Source organism: Geminicoccus sp. (assembly GCF_035556675.1).
In the GTDB taxonomy this organism is placed as follows: domain Bacteria; phylum Pseudomonadota; class Alphaproteobacteria; order Geminicoccales; family Geminicoccaceae; genus Geminicoccus.
Genome location: NZ_DATMFZ010000163.1, coordinates 1 through 3,402 on the forward strand (window position 1 = coordinate 1; position 3,402 = coordinate 3,402).

General features: G+C 70.1%; 5 protein-coding genes. 2 read left to right on the top strand and 3 right to left on the bottom strand.

From position 1 onward, the window contains the following. The 3 genes from VNS22_RS12285 to VNS22_RS12295 form a co-directional block, all read right to left on the bottom strand. Positions 1 to 614: metal ABC transporter permease (locus VNS22_RS12285; protein ID WP_325732796.1), on the bottom strand; the 614-nt coding region annotated here is incomplete at its 3' end. Further along, positions 614 to 1,363 (bottom strand): metal ABC transporter ATP-binding protein, encoded by a 750-nt coding sequence (locus VNS22_RS12290; protein WP_414653350.1) that lies wholly within the window; start codon positions 1,361 to 1,363, stop codon positions 614 to 616. The genes VNS22_RS12290 and VNS22_RS12285, both read right to left, overlap by 1 nt. Next, a complete protein-coding gene (locus VNS22_RS12295) occupies positions 1,360 to 1,488 on the bottom strand; it encodes a hypothetical protein (RefSeq protein ID WP_325732800.1) in 129 nt (42 codons plus the stop codon). Before VNS22_RS12295 ends, VNS22_RS12290 begins: the two co-directional genes overlap by 4 nt. Positions 1,489 to 2,032: 544 nt before the next feature. Between VNS22_RS12295 and VNS22_RS12300 the strand changes: the two genes are divergently transcribed. Together VNS22_RS12300 and VNS22_RS12305 are read left to right on the top strand one after the other, a co-directional pair. Further along, the gene (locus VNS22_RS12300) at positions 2,033 to 2,920 is read left to right on the top strand and encodes an App1 family protein (protein ID WP_414653351.1); all 888 of its coding nucleotides are present in this window, start codon (positions 2,033 to 2,035) and stop codon (positions 2,918 to 2,920) included. Continuing rightward, on the top strand, positions 2,913 to 3,402 hold a 490-nt coding region (locus VNS22_RS12305; protein ID WP_325732803.1), incomplete at its 3' end, for a DUF3616 domain-containing protein. The genes VNS22_RS12300 and VNS22_RS12305, both read left to right, overlap by 8 nt.

Here is a 3,402-nt window from a genome sequence, read left to right on the forward strand (position 1 = left end):
ACCATCAGCGTGCCCAGGGCATGGAAGCCGCCCACCAGGTTCAGCACGACCAGGGTCAGGAACAGCATGTGCACGAGCATGCCGTGGCCGCCCACCGCGCGCAGGAAGCCAGGGTCCAGGCATTCGACGATCAGGGCGCGATGGAGGAGCGCCAGCGCCAGCATGGTCACCGAGGCGATGGCGGCGATCAGGACCAGGGCGGCATTGTCCAGCGCCAGCACCGTGCCGAACAGGACGTGGAGCAGGTCGACGCTCGAGCCGCGCATCGAGACCAGCAGCACGCCCAGGCCCAGCGAGACTAGGTAGAAGGCGGCAAAGCTCGCATCCTCGCGCAACGGGGTCACCCGCGACACCAGGCCAGCCAGCAGGGCCACCGTCAGGCCGGTGACCACGCCGCCGATCGTCATGGCGACGATGGACAGGCCGGCGATCAGGAAGCCGATCGCGGCGCCCGGCAGGATGGCGTGGGCCATGGCATCGCCCACCAGGCTCATCCGGCGCAGGACCAGGAGCACGCCCAGCGGGCAGGCGCCGAGCGACAAGGCTAGGCAGCCCACCAGTGCGCGGCGCATGAAGCCGTAGTCGAGGAACGGCCCGGCCAGCAGGTCCAGCATCACGCGGCCTGCGCGCAGGGCGGCGCCGTCTCGTCCCAGGCCTCGCTCATCCGGCGTGCCGCCAGAAGGTTGGCCGGGCTCAGCACGGTGGCGGTGGCACCCCAGGCCACCTTTTCGCGGGCAATCAGCAGGGCTTCGGGGAAATGGGCGCGCACCAGTTCCAGGTCGTGCAGTACCGCGACGATGGTGCGGCCCTCGCCGTGCCAGCGCGCGATCAGGGCCAGCAAGTCACGGGTGGTGCGCGCGTCCACCGCGGCGAACGGCTCGTCAAGAAGGAGCAGCCGGGCATCCTGCAGGAGCATCCGGGCGAACAGGGCACGCTGGAGCTGGCCGCCGGACAGGGTGCCGATCACGCGCCGCTCGAAGCCGGCGAGGCCGACTGCGGCGATCGCCTCGTGCGCCTGCTCGACATGACTGCCGGCCAGCCGGCCGAACATGCCGACCCGCCGCCAGGCACCCAGCGCCACCAGGTCCAGCACGTTGATCGGGAAGCTGCGGTCCAGCTCGGCGATCTGCGGCAGATAGGCGATGTCCTGGCGGTCGATGCCGTCCAGCTCGAGCCTGCCGGAATGGGGGCGCAGCGCACCCATGATCGCCTTGAGCAGGGTCGACTTGCCGGCCCCGTTGGGACCGACCAGAGCAGTCAGCGAGCCGGGTGCAAAGCGGCCTGACAGATGATGCACGGCCGGGTGGCGCCGGTAGGTGAGGGTCAGGTCGTGCAGCCGCACAGCCGGTCCGGCGGAGCTCACCACTGGCCGGTGGCCCAGCCGACCAGGACCCACAGGGCCGCCACCACCAGCGCTACCGGAATCAGCCGGTCGAGCGCGGAACTCTGCAGCCAGGACCGGTGCGGCAGATGGCGAAAGAGAGGCAAGCAGGATTCTCCAGCGGCGGGGCCGGCATCGGCCGGCCTAAAACTGTTTATGTTATAACATCTCATTCGACAAGGCTGGCGGGCGGCCGGGGACCGCTCGCACCGTCAGCCGTTGAACAGCAGGACCTGGCGCGGAGGAGGATACGGAGGAATGAGCCAGAAGGGCCTGCTGCCGACCCTGCGCCGCGGCACCTACCGGATGCTGCGGGTGCTCGGCCGCCCTGCACGGCACGCCCAGGGCGAGCGCGGCGTCGTGCTCGAGCCCTATCGCGGCTACGGCTCGGTGAAGGAGATCTTCCTGATCGGCCGCGCGTTCTGGCAGTCCCCACCGGAACGGGCGGCCAGGCGCAGCGAGCTGGGTGGGGATCTGCACGACATCCTGCGCCGGATCGTGCGGCGCGCGGTGCCGGATGCCACCGTGACCGCCAGCTTCGCCGGCACCGAGCTGCAGACGCAGACCGACCGCGACGGCTACTTCCGGATCCATCTGCGACCCGAGCGGCCCCCGGCGAGCCGGGACGCATGGCACGATGTCGAGCTACGCATGGACGAGCCGCGCCCGGTCGAGGCCACCGGAAAAGTGTTCATCCCGCCCGAGCAGTGCCGCTACGTGGTGATCAGCGACATCGACGACACGGTGATGCGCACCGGTGTGGCCAACAAGCTGAAGATGCTCTGGCGCCTGTTCGTCGAGGAGGCCGAGAACCGAGTGGCCTTCCCGGGCGTAGCCGCCCTGTACCGGGCGTTCCACCGGGGTCGAACCGGTGCCGAGGGCAACCCGATGCTCTACGTGTCCCGGGCACCCTGGGGCATCTACGACATGCTCGACGAGTTCTTCGACCGCAACCGCATCCCGGTGGGGCCCATCCTGTTCCTGCGCGAGTGGGGGATCAGCTGGACGTCGCCCCTGCCGCGCAAGGCCGAGCACCACAAGCACGAGCTGATCCGCAACATGCTGGCCCTTTATGACGACCTGCCGTTCATCCTGATCGGCGACAGCGGCCAGCGCGACCCCGAAGTGTACCGGCAGATCGTGGCCGAGCACCCGGGCCGGGTGCTGGCCGTCTATATCCGCAACGTGTCCTGCGACGAGCGGCGCATCGCCGAGATCAACGGCCTGGCGGCGACGATGGCGGAAGCCGGCAGCACCCTCCTGCTGGCCTCCGACAGCATGGCGTTCGCCCGGCATGCGGTGGAGCACGGCCTGCTCCATGCCGACGCGCTGGCGGAGGTGGCGGCCGAGAGCGAGGCGGGACATGCGCCAGCACCATCCGCGGGCCTGCGGCGGGTGCAGCACCGGAGCCCCCACGCGACCGCCCGGGCGGTGGAGGAAGGCGAGCTCGAGCGGATCCTGGAGGAGACGGACGACCGGGGTGCCCCGCCCGATGTGGTGGTCGAACCAGATGGGCAGCAGGGATCGCGCCGTGGCTGAGCCGTCACTCCGCCCGCCGTTTGGCCGGGTGAAGCTCTCGCTCGGGGGCCAGCACATGTCCAAGCGGGCCGACAAGGCGCGCTCCGACCTATCGGCGGTGGCCTTTGGCGGCGGCTATCTGTGGCTCGCCACGGACGAGGGGGCGATGATCGAGCGGCTGCGCCGGATCGACGGGCAGGAATTCGGCGACCACCGGGCCTTCGACCTGACCCAGCTGCTGAAGATGCCGGTGAACAAGGAGGATCCCGAGATCGACATCGAGGGCCTGGCCGTCGATGGCGACCATCTCTGGATTGTCGGATCGCACTCCTTCACCCGCGACAAGCCCGAGCTGGGCGAGAACGGCCAGCAGGAGGCGCTGGACGAGCTGGCCGACATCGACCGCAATCCCAACCGGCGGATCCTGGCGTGCATTCCCCTGGCCATGCTGGGCGGGGATACCGACGGCATGCCTGGGCGGGCACCCCGGCTGCGGGCCGGGC

What these genes read in the sequence shown, in the direction of transcription:
- VNS22_RS12300 (WP_414653351.1), top strand. Translation starts at nt 2,033, where the DNA reads ATGGACGAGCCGCGCCCGGTCGAGGCCACCGGAAAAGTGTTCATCCCG.